The sequence below is a fragment of the Blastomonas ursincola genome (assembly GCF_013607875.1).
Lineage (GTDB): Bacteria > Pseudomonadota > Alphaproteobacteria > Sphingomonadales > Sphingomonadaceae > Blastomonas > Blastomonas ursincola.
This window is the reverse complement of the sequence record NZ_VDES01000002.1, coordinates 642,183-656,751: the sequence shown is the minus strand read 5'-3', so window position 1 is coordinate 656,751 and position 14,569 is coordinate 642,183. Positions and strand designations below refer to the sequence as shown.

Genomic DNA, 14,569 nt, shown 5'->3' with positions numbered 1-14,569 from the left:
GAGAAAACCCCGTGTTCACAGGGGTTTATAGACGATCGAGGAGGAGTATGGAAGAACGACTGGCGGAGAGGGTGGGATTCGAACCCACGGTGAGCTTGCACCCACGCCGCATTTCGAGTGCGGTACATTCGACCACTCTGCCACCTCTCCGTCCGGGCGAGCCGAAACGGGCGTTTCGGCGATCCAATCGGTTCTCGCGGGGCATCAAAATGCGTGGTCGATCCGCGAGAAGGCGGGCCATTAGCGCAAGGCAAGCGGCTTGCCAAGGGGGAATCCGGCCTGTGCGCGCTGCAAAGCTTGTATGCTGCGCCGCAACACCTTAGATTAAGCCTATGAGCAACCATCCTTTCCGTTTCGGCCAAGACGATGCACCCGATGGCAGCGCCGGTTCTGGCGCGGTGGTGATGCCGCGCGTGGCGAAGGCGCGCTATGCGATCGGCGATGTCGTGCGGCACCGCATCTTCGATTTTCGCGGAGTGGTGTTCGATATCGATCCGGTGTTCGCCAATAGCGAGGACTGGTACGAATCGATCCCCGAGGAACTGCGCCCGGCCAAGGACCAGCCCTTCTATCACCTGTTCGCGGAAAATGCCGAGAACAGCTATATCGCCTATGTCAGCCAGCAGAATCTGGTGAAGGACGACAGCAACGGCCCCGTCGACCACCCCGCTGTGCCGCAGCTCTTCGGCCCGTTCAGCGGCGGGCGCTATCGCCTGCGCACGATGCACTGATAGACGTCATCCGGCGGACGGCACTCTGCCGGGAAATAGGGCCTGGACTGGGAAACTCGGTTGAGCCGTATCGTCGGCACGTCGAGGCGGAATGGCAGCTATCGGGTAGATTAAAAAAACTCCGAAACTTCTGCTTTAGACCCCGTTGCGGACGAAGCTAATCTCTGAATTAACCAGTAAAGCAGACATGGCACGCGATAGGCTGGAAAAAGACACGGACTATATCTGCTGCGAGCAGTTCACCGGCCGCGCCATCCAAGGTGCGCTGCGCCTCTCCGATGATCGGATCGAAGTGCGCTTGGTCTCCTTCGATGATTTTTTCTTCATCGACAGGGACACTGAGCATCTCCCGCTCCGGCTCGAAGATAATAGCTATGCAACGATGCACAGCGCCTTTTGTGGTGGGCCGGGAAGCTACTCATCGAGAACAGAGAAGACCCACAACCAGACCATCTCCGCGAATACGCTGACACACGGCCCGGACGAATGGAAACCCGACGATCCAATCCGGCATGTCACCTTTGAGTTGCCGCGCGCTGAGGCATTTCTCCGCTACGACCCGAAGATCAAGGAGCTGGAATCCAATTCACCTTGGAGCGAAATCGACACCTACGCTTTCGCGGTCGAGCTCCCCGAGCTGACCGTCCGGCTGGGCTATCGCAGCACTGTTTCCATGGTCTCCGAGCGAGTGCGCGTGGAAGCGCCCGTGTTTGTCATCGATTTTGCTCAGCCGCGTTCGATCAAAACCTATCTCGAAGACGTTCAAACCATTGTGCGGTTCGTTTCGTCGGTGCTTGGCCTCACAATGCACCCCGAAAACATACGCATCCGACGCGTTTCCGATGAAGAGATGCGCTCAAGCGTCGAAAAGGGTGACTTTCTTGGCGACCATTCCGTCACAGAAATGTGGTTTAGCAAATCGCACCAGGACGACGGTGAAGCGCGCCCTTATCGCGCCTTCGTTGGCCTTTTCGATGAAGAAGAGATGCGTGCGTTCCGTGCCTGCCTTCGCGTCTGGATCGAACGCGAACCGGAATGGGCGCGGTCTAATGCTTTGATGATCGAGTGTCTTCGCCTGCAACGAGAAATCAGCGCAGAACGGATGCTGGCGGCCTGCAAATGGCTTGAGGAAGTCCCAACAGCCAAAGCCGTTCGCGTGACCGATGACAGCATCGTCAAGATAATCGTGGATGCCGCGCTACAGGCAGCTGACCAACTTGGCCAAGATCGATTGAAGGCTCGCATTCCGCAGGCCCTTGAACGGTTGACGCTTGAATCGCATCGCGAACGCTTTGAACGGCTCGTTACAAAAATTGCAGACAGGTTTGGCCCAGGCGTGGTCCATAAGGATATGCCAGACCACCTCATCGCGGCTCTTCGCGACTTTCGAGGCAAAGTCGCTCATGGACACTATGAGCCACAGGACGATGCTGAGAGCGAAGCCTTCGCCCGATCAATCTTTGCCGTTGAGGCGCTTTGCCTCTTGCTCACATGCTTCGATATGCCGATGACCGCAAACGGCCTAGAATGGATAAGGGATAATCCACTGGTTGAGCACTACCGCCTTTTCAGCCTTAACTAGGCATAGTCTTTCCAAGCAGTCGGCGGTCTGTGGCAATATCCTCTCGGAGCCGCTAGGCAAACAATAACAGGTCTATTGTCCCCAAACTTTTGAGATTCCTTCAAGAGCAGACGGGTCGCATTTGGTTCAACCTTCGCCTTTGGTGAACGGTCCGGTTCGTCAATTTGCCATCCAAAGGCCGGCAGTCAGCAAACCACCCAACTCCCGCCATTCCGGCAACCATCTTGTCTCCCGAATAGCGGGCCTGGCCCGAAGTCACACAGAAGCGCTGCTGCCAGTCGCTGAAATCGCCGCCCGCCGGTTAGGACCGCAGTTTCCATCCCGATTTTAGCAGCGCATAGCAGCCGATGCCGAGCGCGGCGTTGATGGCGAGCAGCAGCAGCGATCCTGCCAGCAGCGGCGAATCGGTGCTGCTGATGAAGCCGTAGCGGAAGCCCGAGATCACGTAGAAGAACGGGTTGGCATGGCTGAGCGCGCGGAACGTGGGCGCCATAGCGTCGACCGAATAGAAGGTGCCCGAAAGCAGCGCGAGCGGGGCGACGACGAAATTGGTGATCGCGGCGGCGTGATCGAACTTTTCCGCCCAGATCGAGGTGAGCACGCCCATGAACGCGAGCATCACCGCGCCCATCAGCCCGAACCACAGGATCGCCCAGAGATGCTGCGGCATCACGTGGATTCCCGGCCAGAGCAGCATCGCCAGCCAGACGGCCGCGCCCACCAGGAACGCACGGGTGACCGCGGCAATGACCAGCGACACCAGCACTTCGAGTTCGGACAGCGGCGGCATCAGATAATCGATGATCGTGCCCTGGATCTTGCCGACGAGCAGCGAGAAGCTCGAGTTGGCGAAGCTGTTCTGCATCATCGCCATCACGATAAGGCCGGGGGCGAGGAAATCGCCGAACGGCACGTCGAGCACCATGCGTCCGCTGCGCCCCAATGCGACGGTGAAGATCACCAGATAGAGCATGGTGGTGATCGCCGGGGCCCAGATGGTCTGCAACTGCACCTTGAAGAACCGGCGCACCTCTTTCATATAGAGAGCTTTCAGTCCTCCCCAGTTTATCGCGCTGATCCTCACGGTGCCGGGTTCCGCAAAGGGGCTCGGCGATCGAACTTCCGGCCTTGTGCCGGTCTGGGCCACGCCAGCGGGGGGATTTGGTGCTTGATCGTTCATGGTGGATGCGCCTATCGGCGGTCACCAGACCGGGCAAGCCCCAATAGGTCAAGAAGGAATTGCTTTTCATGTCATGGACCGACGAGCGCATCGACCAGCTCAAAACCATGTGGGAGAAAGGCCTCACCGCCAGCCAGATCGCAGAAGAGCTGGGCGGGGTCAGCCGTAACGCCGTTATCGGCAAGGCCCACCGCCTGGGCCTGAAGTCGCGCCCCTCGCCGGTCAAGCCGGGCGAAGCCAAGCCCAAGCCCGCGCCGAAGAAGGAGGCCGCCCCCAAGCCTGCGAAAAAGGCCGAGGTCGAAGCCCCGGCAGATGAGCCGCCGTTCAAGACCGATGCGCCCGCCGCCGCCGCCAAGCCTGTGCGCGCCGCGCCTGCCCCTGCGCCCGCGCCGACGCCTGCCCCGCGCCCGGTGGAAGCCGCGCCGGTGGTGGATGAAGACGAGGATGATATCGACGATAGCGGCGACGTCGTCGCGGCACCCGAAGCCAAGCCGCAGCCGCGCATCGTTTCGGTCGGCCCCGGCGGATTTCTGCGCCAGGGTCCAGGCGACCAGCAGGCGCCGATTCCACCCGCGCCGCCGCGCCGTCTGGTGCCTGCGCGCCCCAGCCCGGAAATCGCCGACAAGACCAGCCTGCTCGACCTGACCGACCGCATCTGCCGCTGGCCGATGGGGCATCCGGGCGAGCCGGACTTCCATTTCTGCGGCGAGCCGGTCAATCCCGGCTTCCCCTATTGCGTCGAGCATTGCGGTCGCGCCTATCAGGCGCAGCTGCCACGCGGCACGCGCCGTCCGCCCCCGCCGATGCCCTTTGGCGGCCCGCGGGTACGCTGACGGGATCAAAGCCTGAACATTATGGCGGATAAGTCCGGCGTGCCGCTTGCCCGTCCGGGCATTTCCGCCGTATAGCTGGCGACATGTCCGACGATCTGTTCGCCAAAGCTTCCGCCACGCCCGAAACCTATGACGCCTCCGCGATCGAGGTGCTGGAGGGGCTGGAGCCCGTGCGGCGCAGGCCGGGCATGTATATCGGCGGCACCGACGAGCGGGCGCTGCATCATCTGGCCGCCGAGGTGCTCGACAACAGCATGGACGAGGCGGTGGCGGGCCATGCCTCGCGGATCGAGGTGACGCTGCGCGCGGGCAACCATCTGACGATCAGCGACAACGGGCGCGGCATCCCGGTCGATCCGCATCCCAAATATCCCGGCAAGTCCGCGCTCGAGGTGATCCTCACCACGCTGCATTCGGGCGGCAAGTTCTCGAACAAGGCCTATGCCACCAGCGGCGGTCTGCATGGCGTCGGCGTCTCTGTGGTCAACGCGCTGTCGACCGAATTGCTGGTCGAGGTGGCGCGCAACAAGGAACTGTACGCGCAGCGCTTCTCGCGCGGGGCACCGCTGGGTCCGCTGGAAAAGGTCGGCGCGGCGCCCAACCGGCGCGGCACCACGATCAGCTTCGTGCCCGACGAGGAGATTTTCGGCGCCGGTGCGAAATTCAAGCCCGCGCGGCTGTTCGCGCTCGCCCGGTCCAAGGCCTATCTCTATGCCGGGGTCGAGATCCGCTGGAAATGCGATCCCGAGCTGGCCGACGACAAGGTGCCGCAAGAGGCGGTGTTCCAGTTCCCGGGAGGCCTTGCCGATCACCTGCGCGAGCAGCTCGGCAATCGCGAATGCGCCACATCCGATTTCTTCGCGGGCCGCCAGGATTTTCCCGAGGGCAAGGGCCGGGTCGAATGGGCGGTCGCCTGGCCGCTCTGGTCCGACGGCAGCTATTCCTATTACTGCAACACCATCCCGACGCCCGATGGCGGCACGCACGAAGCGGGACTGCGCGCGGCGATTTTGAAAGGACTGCGCGGTTTCGGCGAACTGATCGGCAACAAGAAGGCGGCGCAGCTGACGGCTGAAGACGTGATGACCGGCAGCGAGCTGATGCTCTCGGTGTTCATCCGCGATCCGCAATTCCAGAGCCAGACCAAGGACCGGCTGACCTCGCCCGAGGCGGCGCGGCTGGTCGAGGCGGCGATCCGCGACCATGTCGACCATTTTCTCACCGACAATATGGAGCGCGGCAAGGCGCTGCTCGGGCTGGTGCTCGAGCGGATGGACGAGCGCCTGAAGCGCAAGGCCGAGCGCGAGGTCAAGCGCAAGACCGCGACCAGCGCGCGCAAGCTGCGCCTGCCGGGCAAGCTCACCGATTGCAGCAATGACGGCACCGGGGTCGAGGGAGCGGAGACCGAGATCTTCATCGTCGAGGGCGACAGCGCGGGCGGATCGGCCAAGCAGGCGCGCGACCGCAAGACCCAGGCGATCCTGCCGATCCGCGGCAAGATTTTGAACGTCGCCTCGGCCAACAGCGCCAAGATCGGCGCCAATCAGGAGATCGCCGATCTCGCGCTGGCGCTGGGCTGCGGCACCGGGAAGCATTGCGACCCGGCCCAGTTGCGCTACGACCGCATCATCATCATGACCGATGCCGATGTCGACGGCGCGCATATCGCCACGCTGCTGATGACCTTCTTCTTCCAGGAAATGCCGGACATCGTGAAGGCAGGGCACCTGTACCTCGCCCAGCCACCGCTCTACCGGCTCGTGGTGGGGGCCAAGAGCTGGTACGCGCGCGACGATGCGCACCGGGCGGAGCTCGAAGCCACCATCCTCAAGGGCAAGAAGGTCGAGGTCAGCCGCTTCAAGGGACTGGGCGAGATGAACCCCGGCCAGCTGCGCGAAACCACGATGAACCGCGCCACCCGCTCGCTGCTGCGCGTGACGCTGCCGCCAGCCTATGAGCAATATGCGGCGGTCAAGGAACTGGTCGGCGAACTGATGGGCAAGAACCCGGAACACCGGTTCAACTTCATCCAGAACCACGCCGCGCAGGTCGATCGTGAAGCGATCGACGCGTAAGGGGTTCGGCCCTGGGGGACGTCTAGTGAGACGTCCCTCGACTTCCCGGCATGACCGGGAAGTTTACCCCGAGCGGCTGGCTTGCCAGCCAGCCGAGGGGCTCGGGACAAACGGAGGGGGGAGCGATCCGGCATCAGCAGCGCGTGCATCCCGCAGCAACTTCCCGTTTGTCCCGAGCGAAGTCGAGGGACCTGGACGCAGACCCCGCCGATTACAGGCGACACTGGCAGCGCTGAGCCTCGCCATCACCACGCCCGTCGCAAACGCCCAGACCCCCCCCGCCGCTGCGACCCCCTCCCCCGCTTTCGACCAGGGCGCGGCCAGCGTGCTCGCGCTGCTGCAGGGCAAGGCGAAGGCGGCGGACATCTTCAACCCCGCCTTCGTCGCTGCCGTGCCCGAAGCGCAGCTCGCGCAAGTGGTCGCCGGGCTCAAGGCGCAGCATGGCGAGCCGCAGGCGGTGGTTGCGGTGCGCCCGATGGACGCGCGCTCGGCCAGTATCGATATCCGCTTCGACAGGGCGATCGTCACCTTCACCATCGGCATGCTGGACGGAAAGCTCTCGGGCCTGTTCATCACCGGCACCCGTACCAAGGATGACAGCCTCGACAAGGTGACGGCCGATATCGCCGCGCTGCCCGGACGGACCGGGCTGATCGTGCAGAAGCTGACCGACACCGGCGCGGAAACCCTTGCCAGCCGCAGTTCCGACGAGCGCTTCGCCATCGCCTCGGTGTTCAAGCTCTATGTCCTCGCCGAGATCGACCGGGCGGTGCGCGCGGGCGAGCGCAAGTGGAGCGACGTGCTGCCGCTCACGCAGAAATCGCATCCCTCGGGGATCACGCAGGACTGGCCCGACAATGCACCGATGACGCTGCAGACGCTGGCGACGCTGATGATCTCGGTCAGCGACAACAGCGCTACCGACACGCTGATCGCCGCGATCGGCCAGAAAAGGCTCGCCGCCATCGTCAGGGCGAGCGGCCATGCCAATCCTTCGGACATGATCCCGCTGCTGTCGACGCAAGCCGTGACGGGCCTCAAGATGCCCTCCAATGCCGCCTTGCGCGACCGCTTCCTCGCGGCGGACGATGCCGCGCAAACGAAGCTGCTGGCTGAGGGGAGCGATGCGCTGCGGCTCAAGAATCTCGACCTGTCGGTCTATACCGGCGGGCCGAACCAGATCGACACCGTCGAATGGTTCGCCAGCCCCGCCGATATCGCGCGGCTGCTTGCCAAGCTCGAACGCGAGGGCGATCCGGTCACGCGCGCGATCCTCAAGATCAATCCCGGAATTCCGCCGGTCAATGCGAAGCGCTGGGACTATCTCGGCTACAAGGGCGGGTCGGAGCCGGGGATCATGGCGATGAGCTTCCTGCTCCGCTCGAAAACCGGCGAACGTTATGCGGTCAGCGCGCTGGTCAACAATCCGGCGGCGGACATCGACCAGCCGGGCTTCGTCACGCTGATGGCGCGGCTGCTCGATCAGCTTGCCGGACCGCCAGCCACTCATCCCTGAGCAGCCCGAACAACAGCGTATCGCGCACCCCGATATGCGTCTCCCATTCGGCGCGCAGATGGCCCTCCAGCTGGAAGCCCAGTTTCTGCAACAGGCCGATGGAGAAACGGTTATCGGGATCGGTATCGGCGAACACGCGGCGCTGGCCTTCGGTCAGGAACAGCTGGTCGAGCACCATCCCGACCGCCTCGCGCGCGATCCCCTGCCCCCAGGCCGGGCGGGCGAGGATATAGCCGATCTCGCTGACATTGGCGCGGCGCTGGTGCGCGTTGACCCAGCCGAGCGCGACATCCTCGCCGGTGCGGGTGATCGCCCAGCTGCGCCAGCTCGCATCCTCGCCCGCGACCGGCTCCAGCATCGAGCGCGTCTCTTCCACCGAGCGGTGCGGCCCGAACGCCCACCAGGTCATCAGCGCGTCGTCGGACAGGATCTCGAACAGCGCCTCGGCATCGCTGACGCGCACCTGTCGCAGCGTCAGCCGGTCGCTCGTCAGGACGGGAAGGCCGCTCATGCCGCGGTCAGCGCAGCGACCAGCGCCTTGACCTTCTTCTGCCGCCATTGCGGCGTCGGTGCGACCACCCAGAACGCGCGGCGCGATTCGCGGGTCTCGCCGATCGCCACCAGCCGCCCTTCGGTCAGGTCTCGCTCGGCGAGCAGCCAGGGCACGGTGACGATGCCGAAACCGGCAATCGCCGCATCGAGGCCCAGCCCGGCATCGGCGACCTGCATCACGGTCGAATCGTCGGCCTCGTCCTCGCCCGCGCCGCGCTGGCAGCCGGGCCATTCGATCCGCCGGTCGCCGTCATAGCCGGGGGCCGAGACGGTGACGAACTGCGCCGGGCCGATCTGCGCGCCTTCCAGCTCCGCGGGGCCATCGGCGAGACGTATGGCGCAATCCAGGTTCGCCTCGGTAAAGTCGATATCGCTGTCGCCCGAAACCAGCGTGTAGCGGATTTCGGGATTGGCGGCGGCATAGCCGATCAGCCGGTGGTGCAGCCATTTGGCGGCAAAGTCGCGCGGCACCGCGATGGTCAGGCGAAAGCTCGACTGGCCCTGCTGCATCGCGCGCACTGCCTCTTCGAACTGCAGGAAGCCGCTGCGCAGCGCATCGAGCCCGGCGCCTGCCTCATCGGTCAGCTCGAGACCCTTGGGCGTGCGGCGAAAGAGCACGACGCCCAGCATTTCCTCGAGCGCGCGGATCTGCTGGCCCACGGCAGCGGGCGTCACCGCCAGCTCGTCGGCGGCGCGGGTAAAGCTCAGGTGCCGGGCCGCCGCGTCGAGCACGCGCAGGCCGTTGAGCGGAAGATGGGTACGCTTCATGGGAAACGGTGATTAGTCGGCAACCGCCGGTGCGACCAGCGGAAAACGCGGGATCTCGACCGCGATCATCTGCCCGTCGTCGCGCAGCATCCGATACACGCCTTCCATCCGCCCGGTCGGGGTGTTGAGCGGGCAGCCCGAGACATAATCATGCGCCTTGCCAGGCTGGATCACTGGCTGTTCGCCGACCACGCCCTCGCCATCGACCTGATGCACGCCGCCGCGACCATCGGTGATCACCCAGTGGCGCGTGAGCAGTTGCACGGCCTGGTCCGAATGATTCTCGATACGGATATGGTACGACCAGAACCAGCGGGCATTGTCCGCGCGCGAGCGATCGGGAAGAAAGCTCACCGCCACCCGCACCGTGATGCCCTGGGTGGTCGCCGAATGGCCGAAGAACCTGTCCATGCTGTCCGAAATGCCGTCCATGCCGCCAATATGCCTCTTTCGGCGCCGCCGCGAAAGGGGCACTGGGGAATATTTCGCCCGTGGGGCTGCTGACGGTTACTTGCCGCTCTCCTTCCTGAGATAGGCGATCACATCGGCGCGCTGCTGCGCATTCATCAGGCGGAAGGGCATCTTGGCCCCGGGGACAAAGCCTTGCGGGTTGGCGAGCCACTTGTCGAGCCTGGCCGCGTCCCAGGCAAAGCCTGCTTTCTTGAGCGCGGGCGAATAATCGAAACCGGGCGCGCTGCCAGCCTTGCGGCCGAACACGCCGCGATGCGCCGGGCCGACGCCATTGGCATCGAGCGCATGGCATCCCGTGCAGTTGGTCTGATAGACCTTGGCCCCGCGTGCCGCATCGCCGGTCTGTGGCGCCGTCTGCGCGCCTGCTGCCACCGTCGTCAGGACGAGCGCCGCCGTCCCCAGCGCCGCCATGCGCAAAATCCGATTGTCGATCAATGCCATCTCCACCTGCTGCTGCAAAGGAGGCGCGATATGGGGGCGATGGCCGGCATTACCAGCCGCAACGAATGCGATTGCAGGCTTATTCGGCGGGTGCCACCACGGGATCGACCTTCGCGCGCCTGCCGGTCAGCCAGCCGATCGCGCGGGGCACCGGGCCGTGGCGTTCCATCCACGCAGCATAGGCGGCATAATCGGGATCGGCCATCAGGTGCCGCTCCTCGGTCCGCGCGCGCCAGTAATAGACGCCCGACACCGCGGCGAGCAGCACGGTGTTGCGCAGCCCATCCTGCCACGACCCGCTGGTGACCAGGAATGGCAGGGTGGAAAACCACCAGAAGGCGTTCTTCGAGAGATAGGCCGGGTGCTTGGTCCAGCGATACGGCCCGTGCGTCAGGATGCCGCGATGGGTGAGGTTGGAAAAGCGGATGCCGAACGCGACCGTCGCCCAGGCATAGACACCGGTGAGAAACACCAGCCAGACACCCCAGATGGCGATAAGGGTTGTGTGCCCTTCGAACCAATAAGCCCAGTCTGCCGTCGCGACATGATAGTTGAGCGGACCGTTATCGCCCATCATGATGAACGGCGGATAGCAGATCAGCGCCGCGGCCCAGCCGGCCATAAAGGGATTGGCGGTGCGGATGTGCGAATCGAGCGGCTTGAAGGTCAGCACATAGCCGACGGTCGCGAACTGCACGTCGACCAGGAACATCGCGATGATCAGCCAATTGGCGATCCAGACTGGGTTGGTGGCGATCTCGGCGACATTGGCGTTGACGATATCGGCATAGCCGCCCGGCACGATCGAGAGCATGAAGGCGAGGAAAAAGCCCTTCACCGCCCAGGCGCGCAAGTGATGCCAAATCTGTTCGCGGTCCCAGCCGGGCTGGCCGGAGATCATCGCGCCGAAATGCCACGCGCCGTCGCGCGGTTCCTTCAGATAGCGGTCGATCCAGATGACATAGGGGATGGAAAGGAAGAACAGGAAGGGCGAGGCGTAGATGAACACCGCCATCGAGAACTGGTAATTGCCCGTCCAGTACCAGCGCGCGGTCGCATAGATCGCCGCGATCAGCGACCAGGTCAGCCACAGTCCGGTCAGCTTGATGGTGCTGATGTCGAGCACATCCTTCACGGCGCGCGGATGGCTCCAGTCGATGCCGGTGCTCGGGCGCAGATGGACCTTGTCGACAACGATCGACCAGATCACCATCGGCACCCCGGTAGCCACGCAGCAGACCAGCGCCGCGCTCGGCCCATCCCAGCCGAAATGGCGCGCCAGCGCGATCCAGCCCAGAAGTCCGACCAGTCCGATCAGGCCCGCGCCATGGCTCACCGCGCTGGGCGGACAGGGGTCGGACAAGGCGGACGCAGCTTGGGTCATGTCGCGCGCCTTTTAACCGATATTGGTAAGGATTCGATGAAGGAAATGCTGCGGTTCCAAGCCGGAATTCGCCGAACCGAGGCAAATGCCGCTCGACTTGGAACCGCGATCATGGCCTAATCGTCATCCCGGCGCGGGGCTGTTGCCATCAAGGGACGCGCCGGGAAAACAGGGTTGCAAAGGGTCGTATCATGCATCTGGGGCGTTTGCGGGCGCGCGGTCTCGCTTGGGGAGCAATGGGTTTCATCGCCACAGGGCTGGGCGCGCAGGTGGCCAGGGCCGAGACCATCCACGGAACCTGGGAAAACCCGACCGGCGATGTACGTGTAGTCACCCAGCCGTGCGGCGAGAATCTGTGCGGCAAGGTCAGCTGGGCCAGCGATCTCGCCAAGAAGGACGCCGCTGCGGGCGGCACGCCCAATCTCGTCGGCACCAGCCTGCTCCGTGATTATCGGCTGACCAAGCCGGGACACTGGAAGGGCAATGTCTTCGTGCCCGATCTGGGCGGCACCTATTATTCGACGATCAAGCAGCTTGATGCCGGGCGGATCAAGATCAGCGGCTGCATATTGGGCGGCCTGCTGTGCAAGTCTCAGATCTGGAAGAAGGTCTGACGGATCAATCGGGGCGTTGATCCACCTCGCGCGATGCGGGGTCGAAGCCGTGCATCCGCCAGTGATATTGCAGCGCGATGACCGCGCCCTTGGCCGGTTGCAGCATGACAATCGTCAGCAGCAGCGCGCCCAGCACCGCGATCAGCGCGAGCCACCCCATCGGCAGCAGCTCGCGGCTGCCGGCTGCAATCAGCACCGGGGCGAGCAGATGCCCGCTGATGAAGATCGCGATATAGGCGGGAAAGTCATCGGCCTGGTGCAGCGTCCAGTCCTGCCCGCAGCAGGCGCAGCGCGCGACGGGCTTGAGATAGCGGGCGAACAGCGGCTTGTGGTCACAGCGCGGGCAATGGTTGCGCATCCCCCGCAGCGCGGCAACGAGGGCGCCCGGTTCCTCGATGGCCTTCTCGATCGCGCGGGGTGCGGAATTGGGCATGGCGTTCGTCCTCGGCCGGCCTCGATGCCGACAAGACGAGCGTTACGCCCCTGAGCCCACAAATGATAGCGGCTTGCGGCCATTGATTGACGGCCGAGCCTCCCCATCATGAAAGGCTCGCAAAACAGGGGCCTCCAATGACCATCCTCATCCCGATCCTGGGCGATCAGCTCAGCCTTTCCCTCTCGGCGCTGCGCGGCGTCGAGCAGAAACGGGCGGTGCTGCTGATGATGGAGGTGGACGAGGAGACGACCTATGTCCGCCACCACAAGGCCAAGATCGCCTTCATTCTCTCGGCGATGCGCCACCATGCCGAAGCGCTGCGCACGGCTGGCTGGACGGTGGATTATGTGAAGCTGGACGACCCCGACAATGCAGGCTCGTTTACCGGAGAGCTGGCGCGCGCGATCGAGCGCCATCATCCCGAGCGCATCATCGCAACGCTGCCCGGCGAATGGCGGGTGCGTGCGGCGATGGAAGAATGGGCGGATCGGTTCGACGTACCCGTCGAGCTGCGCGAGGACGACCGGTTCGTCTGCACGCACGAGGAATTCGACGCCTGGGCCGAGGGGCGCAAGCAGCTGCGCATGGAGTTCTTCTACCGCGAAATGCGCCGCAAGACCGGGCTGCTGCTCGATGACGAAGGCAAGCCCGAGGGCGGCGAATGGAATTACGACAGCGAGAACCGCAAGCCGCCACCGAACGAGCCGCTGCTGATCCCGCAGCCGCTCAAGTTCAAGCCCGATGCCATCACGCGCGCGGTGCTCGATCTGGTGGCCAAGCGTTTCGGTAACCATCCCGGCAGCCTCGACCATTTCGCCTTCGCCACCACGGCCGAGGACGCGGCGAGGCAGCAGGCGCATTTCATCCGGCATGCGCTGGCGAAGTTCGGTGATTATCAGGACGCGATGCTGACCGATCAGCCGTTCCTGTGGCACTCGATCCTCTCGCCCTATCTCAATTGCGGGCTGCTCGATCCGCTCGAGCTGTGCCGCGCGGTCGAAAAGGCCTGGCGCGACGGCAAGGCCCCGCTCAACGCGACCGAGGGCTTCATCCGCCAGATCATTGGCTGGCGCGAATATGTGCGCGGCATCTACTGGCGCGAGGGGCCGGATTATGCACAGCGCAACGCCCTGAATGCCAGCCGCCCCCTGCCCGGCTTCTATTATGATGGTCAGACCGACATGCACTGTCTGAAACAGGCGATCGGCCAGACGATGGACCATGGCTATGCGCACCATATCCAGCGGCTGATGATCACCGGCAATTTCGCGCTGATCGCCGGCATCGATCCGCACGCGGTGCATCTATGGTATCTGGAAGTGTACGCTGATGCCTATGAATGGGTCGAGCTGCCCAACACGCTGGGGATGAGCCAGTTTGCCGATGGCGGGCTGCTCGCCAGCAAGCCTTATGCCTCGAGCGGCAATTACATCAATTCGATGTCGGATTACTGCCAGCATTGCCGCTATGACGTGAAGGCCAAGACGGGGGCAAAGGCCTGTCCGTTCAACCTGCTCTACTGGGACTTTCTCGACCGCAACGAGGACGTGCTGGGCAAGAACCAGCGGCTTGCCATGCCCTATCGCAACTGGGCGAAGCGGGCGGACAAGGACAAGCAGGCGATCCGCGCCGATGCAGAGCGCTTTCTCGATTCGTTCACCAGATGAACGAGCTGATCGCAACAAAGAATGCGGTAAAGCTCAGGAAGAAAAGGCGGATTTCCTCGTTGCGTTGCGCGCGCTTGCGCTTGGCCAGCACCTCTGGTTCGTCGACCGGGGTCGCTGCGAGGACGCGGGGCGACAGCGCCGAGCGGAAGCTGTGGGGCTGAGCCGGGGTGCGAAGGAATTGAAGCCGCTGCATGGCTCATGAGTTAATGCATTTTTAACCATTGCCCATGGCAATTGATGGTTAACGCAATCGCTGTGCCGAAAGCGGACACCGGTTCGTCGCACCCGCTTTACGTTTACGTCAACTCTGCTGCGCAAA

15 protein-coding genes and 1 tRNA gene are annotated in these 14,569 nt (G+C 63.8%); 7 read left to right on the top strand and 9 right to left on the bottom strand.

Translation table 11 applies throughout. The features are described from left to right. Positions 1–60: 60 nt before the first annotated feature. Positions 61–150: transfer RNA gene (locus tag FG486_RS09205), tRNA-Ser, on the bottom strand. 254 nt (positions 151–404) lie between these two features. Between FG486_RS09205 and hspQ the strand changes: the two genes are divergently transcribed. Then, positions 405–731: a heat shock protein HspQ gene (gene hspQ / locus FG486_RS09200; RefSeq protein WP_060979383.1), complete on the top strand. Its 327-nt coding sequence runs from the start codon at positions 405–407 to the stop codon at positions 729–731. 187 nt (positions 732–918) lie between these two features. Continuing rightward, complete coding sequence (locus FG486_RS09195) at positions 919–2,313, top strand: hypothetical protein (protein WP_181267311.1); 1,395 nt, start codon at positions 919–921, stop codon at positions 2,311–2,313. Positions 2,314–2,614: 301 nt separating this feature from the next. Here the strand turns inward: FG486_RS09195 and FG486_RS09190 are convergent, their stop codons facing one another. After that, on the bottom strand, positions 2,615–3,493 hold the full coding sequence (locus tag FG486_RS09190) for an ABC transporter permease (protein ID WP_194249872.1): 879 nt from the start codon (positions 3,491–3,493) through the stop codon (positions 2,615–2,617). Positions 3,494–3,561: 68 nt separating this feature from the next. Between FG486_RS09190 and FG486_RS09185 the strand changes: the two genes are divergently transcribed. The 3 genes from FG486_RS09185 (at position 3,562) to FG486_RS09175 (ending at position 7,917) form a co-directional block, all read left to right on the top strand. Beyond that, a complete protein-coding gene (locus FG486_RS09185) occupies positions 3,562–4,326 on the top strand; it encodes a GcrA family cell cycle regulator (protein WP_181267310.1) in 765 nt (254 codons plus the stop codon). Positions 4,327–4,409: 83 nt separating this feature from the next. After that, positions 4,410–6,401, top strand: a complete 1,992-nt coding sequence (gene parE, locus FG486_RS09180; RefSeq protein ID WP_181267309.1) for a DNA topoisomerase IV subunit B — start codon at positions 4,410–4,412, stop codon at positions 6,399–6,401. Between the two features lie 325 nt (positions 6,402–6,726). Then, positions 6,727–7,917 (top strand): serine hydrolase, encoded by a 1,191-nt coding sequence (locus FG486_RS09175; protein ID WP_181267308.1) that lies wholly within the window; start codon positions 6,727–6,729, stop codon positions 7,915–7,917. On the opposite strand, the gene FG486_RS09170 is transcribed toward FG486_RS09175, so the two are convergent. From FG486_RS09170 to FG486_RS09150, 5 genes are all read right to left on the bottom strand, one after another. Beyond that, entirely contained in the window at positions 7,859–8,428 is a 570-nt protein-coding gene (locus tag FG486_RS09170) for a GNAT family N-acetyltransferase (protein WP_181267307.1), read from the bottom strand. The genes FG486_RS09175 and FG486_RS09170 overlap by 59 nt on opposite strands. Continuing rightward, positions 8,425–9,237 (bottom strand): LysR family transcriptional regulator, encoded by an 813-nt coding sequence (locus FG486_RS09165; protein WP_181267306.1) that lies wholly within the window; start codon positions 9,235–9,237, stop codon positions 8,425–8,427. The genes FG486_RS09170 and FG486_RS09165 overlap by 4 nt, the downstream gene beginning before the upstream one ends. A gap of 12 nt (positions 9,238–9,249) precedes the next feature. Continuing rightward, positions 9,250–9,648: a Co2+/Mg2+ efflux protein ApaG gene (gene apaG, locus FG486_RS09160; RefSeq protein WP_060979975.1), complete on the bottom strand. Its 399-nt coding sequence runs from the start codon at positions 9,646–9,648 to the stop codon at positions 9,250–9,252. 96 nt (positions 9,649–9,744) lie between these two features. Further along, the gene (locus tag FG486_RS09155; RefSeq protein WP_066284366.1) at positions 9,745–10,149 is read right to left on the bottom strand and encodes a c-type cytochrome; all 405 of its coding nucleotides are present in this window, start codon (positions 10,147–10,149) and stop codon (positions 9,745–9,747) included. Positions 10,150–10,228: 79 nt separating this feature from the next. Further along, a complete protein-coding gene (locus FG486_RS09150) occupies positions 10,229–11,533 on the bottom strand; it encodes a methyltransferase family protein (RefSeq protein WP_181267305.1) in 1,305 nt (434 codons plus the stop codon). 236 nt (positions 11,534–11,769) lie between these two features. On the opposite strand from FG486_RS09150, the gene FG486_RS09145 reads away from it, so the two are divergent. Then, the gene (locus FG486_RS09145) at positions 11,770–12,147 is read left to right on the top strand and encodes a DUF2147 domain-containing protein (protein ID WP_181267304.1); all 378 of its coding nucleotides are present in this window, start codon (positions 11,770–11,772) and stop codon (positions 12,145–12,147) included. 4 nt (positions 12,148–12,151) lie between these two features. Here FG486_RS09145 and FG486_RS09140 read toward each other — a convergent pair whose 3' ends face one another. Next, positions 12,152–12,580: a DUF983 domain-containing protein gene (locus tag FG486_RS09140; RefSeq protein ID WP_181267303.1), complete on the bottom strand. Its 429-nt coding sequence runs from the start codon at positions 12,578–12,580 to the stop codon at positions 12,152–12,154. A gap of 137 nt (positions 12,581–12,717) precedes the next feature. On the opposite strand from FG486_RS09140, the gene FG486_RS09135 reads away from it, so the two are divergent. Next, on the top strand, positions 12,718–14,250 hold the full coding sequence (locus FG486_RS09135) for a cryptochrome/photolyase family protein (RefSeq protein ID WP_181267302.1): 1,533 nt from the start codon (positions 12,718–12,720) through the stop codon (positions 14,248–14,250). Here the strand turns inward: FG486_RS09135 and FG486_RS09130 are convergent. Beyond that, complete coding sequence (locus tag FG486_RS09130; RefSeq protein ID WP_060979963.1) at positions 14,240–14,443, bottom strand: hypothetical protein; 204 nt, start codon at positions 14,441–14,443, stop codon at positions 14,240–14,242. The two genes, FG486_RS09135 and FG486_RS09130, sit on opposite strands and share 11 nt — an antisense overlap. Between the last annotated feature and the right edge of the window lie 126 nt (positions 14,444–14,569).

What these genes read in the sequence shown, in the direction of transcription:
- FG486_RS09165 (WP_181267306.1), bottom strand. Translation starts at nt 9,237, where the DNA reads ATGAAGCGTACCCATCTTCCGCTCAACGGCCTGCGCGTGCTCGACGCG.
- FG486_RS09150 (WP_181267305.1), bottom strand. Translation starts at nt 11,533, where the DNA reads ATGACCCAAGCTGCGTCCGCCTTGTCCGACCCCTGTCCGCCCAGCGCG.
- FG486_RS09155 (WP_066284366.1), bottom strand. Translation starts at nt 10,149, where the DNA reads ATGGCATTGATCGACAATCGGATTTTGCGCATGGCGGCGCTGGGGACG.
- FG486_RS09195 (WP_181267311.1), top strand. Translation starts at nt 919, where the DNA reads ATGGCACGCGATAGGCTGGAAAAAGACACGGACTATATCTGCTGCGAG.
- apaG (WP_060979975.1), bottom strand. Translation starts at nt 9,648, where the DNA reads ATGGACAGGTTCTTCGGCCATTCGGCGACCACCCAGGGCATCACGGTG.
- FG486_RS09170 (WP_181267307.1), bottom strand. Translation starts at nt 8,428, where the DNA reads ATGAGCGGCCTTCCCGTCCTGACGAGCGACCGGCTGACGCTGCGACAG.
- FG486_RS09185 (WP_181267310.1), top strand. Translation starts at nt 3,562, where the DNA reads ATGTCATGGACCGACGAGCGCATCGACCAGCTCAAAACCATGTGGGAG.
- hspQ (WP_060979383.1), top strand. Translation starts at nt 405, where the DNA reads ATGCCGCGCGTGGCGAAGGCGCGCTATGCGATCGGCGATGTCGTGCGG.
- FG486_RS09135 (WP_181267302.1), top strand. Translation starts at nt 12,718, where the DNA reads ATGACCATCCTCATCCCGATCCTGGGCGATCAGCTCAGCCTTTCCCTC.
- FG486_RS09130 (WP_060979963.1), bottom strand. Translation starts at nt 14,443, where the DNA reads ATGCAGCGGCTTCAATTCCTTCGCACCCCGGCTCAGCCCCACAGCTTC.
- FG486_RS09145 (WP_181267304.1), top strand. Translation starts at nt 11,770, where the DNA reads ATGGGTTTCATCGCCACAGGGCTGGGCGCGCAGGTGGCCAGGGCCGAG.
- parE (WP_181267309.1), top strand. Translation starts at nt 4,410, where the DNA reads ATGTCCGACGATCTGTTCGCCAAAGCTTCCGCCACGCCCGAAACCTAT.
- FG486_RS09140 (WP_181267303.1), bottom strand. Translation starts at nt 12,580, where the DNA reads ATGCCCAATTCCGCACCCCGCGCGATCGAGAAGGCCATCGAGGAACCG.
- FG486_RS09190 (WP_194249872.1), bottom strand. Translation starts at nt 3,493, where the DNA reads ATGAACGATCAAGCACCAAATCCCCCCGCTGGCGTGGCCCAGACCGGC.